Consider the following 1,769-nt stretch of genomic DNA (forward strand, 5'->3'; position numbering starts at 1 on the left):
CCCTTGTCTACGCGACCTCAACCTAGTAACGAAGATTTGGTCTGCCTTCCCTATGGCGTGGGTCATGGTGATGAAGGCGTGTGTTTGTTAGTCAAGATGGGGCCATATCGGATCTTATTAGATTGTGGACTGACGGATATATCACCGCTGATTGATGCTGATGGTCTGCCTGTTTGCGATTTAGTTATCTGTAGTCACGCTCACGCCGATCATGCGCGGGGGTTGCTGGCGCTGCATCGTGCTGCGCCGAAATTACCGATTTATAGCAGCGAAGTTACCAGCCTACTACTACCGCTCAATTGGTTGGAGGTAGCGGCTCAAGTGCCCCAAATCGGGCAGGCTTTGCCGTGGCGCAGATCGATCGAGTTTCAAGATGGCTTGTCTGCCGAACTATTTCCAGCGGGACATTTACCGGGTGCGGCGGCGGTATTGTTGACTTACACGGGTTTTTATCAGTCTTATAGCGTCTTTTATACTGGCGACTTTTTCTTATCAAATTCGCGCTTGGTCGATGGCTTGCACCTCGACTCGATTCGCAATCTCAATCCCGATGTCTTGATTGTTGAGGGGAGTTACGGGACGGCTCGTCATCCCCATCGCCGCAAGCAGGAAAATACGCTGATGGCGCGGATCGATCTAGCGATTACCCAGCAGCAGTCAATTATTTTACCAGTCAATAATCTCGGCATCGCCCAAGAATTACTGATCTTGCTGCGGAGTCATCATCTATTTACCGGACGCGATATCGATATCTGGGTAGATGGCAAGATTGCCGCTGGCTGCGATGCTTATTTATCGCTACTCCCAAATTTTCCGCCAGCGGTGCAAAACTTCGCTCGGCATCAATCGCTATTTTGGGATGAAAAGGTGCGTCCGCACGTCCGTCAGCTCACCCCAGCAAATCAGATAAGCATTCACCAGCGGCAGTGTATCATCATCACCGAGATCGATCGCGATCTCAACCTGTATACGGCGGGACACCCTTTTCCCTGGTTGGTATTATCCCCATCCTCACCGCATGGGACGACGGTACCTCCCAACACTACCAACCAACTTACTAGCGAAACTTATTTGCTCAGCGAGCACTCTGACGGTGCGGGTACGGCGCAATTAATTCATAATATCCGCCCCAAACATGTGGTGTTCGTACATGGTCGTGTGCCATATCTAGCAGATCTCACCGCCTTAGAAGAACTGCAAAATCGCTACCATCTCCACTCGCCAGCAGCGGGGACATTAGTTTCCTTGCCAGTTGGCGATACCTTTGTCCAACCCGCACCGCCAGCCGATCCCAACTATGAAGGCGAACTGACCGAACTCGAAAGCGAGATTAATATTACCTTACCCACGGCGATTTCTAGCGACCCGCGCTGGCATAATTTTGCCGATACCGGACTGCTCGAAGCCAGATGGCAAGGGGAAGAGATCGTGCTCAGAGGGATCTCTCAGCGCGAAACGATCGATCGTCAGCAAGAACTTAAATTAGACCCCAGCGTTCACTGTTGTGGCAACTGTCGCTATCAACGCGGCGCTCGCTGTCATAATTTGCGATCGCCCCTCAATGGCTTTCGTGTCACCCCCGATGGCTTTTGTCCAGCGTTTGAATTCACGTAAAGGGGAAAGGGGAAAGGGGAAAGGTAAAAGGTAAGAGGTAAAAGGTAAGAGGTAAAGAGAACCGCAATTGTCCCCTAGTCCCCTATCCCCTATTCCCTATCCCCTATTCCCTATCCCCTATTCCCTATCCCCTACTGACATGTTTTTACTCGATC

General features: G+C 51.2%; 1 protein-coding gene. It reads left to right on the forward strand.

All coding sequences use genetic code 11. The features are described from left to right. The first annotated feature begins 3 nt into the window (after positions 1–3). Positions 4–1,614 (forward strand): MBL fold metallo-hydrolase, encoded by a 1,611-nt coding sequence (locus tag RMO35_RS03460; protein ID WP_309738575.1) that lies wholly within the window; start codon positions 4–6, stop codon positions 1,612–1,614. Positions 1,615–1,769 lie beyond the last annotated feature (155 nt).

It is taken from the genome of Chamaesiphon sp. OTE_20_metabat_361, assembly GCF_031364565.1.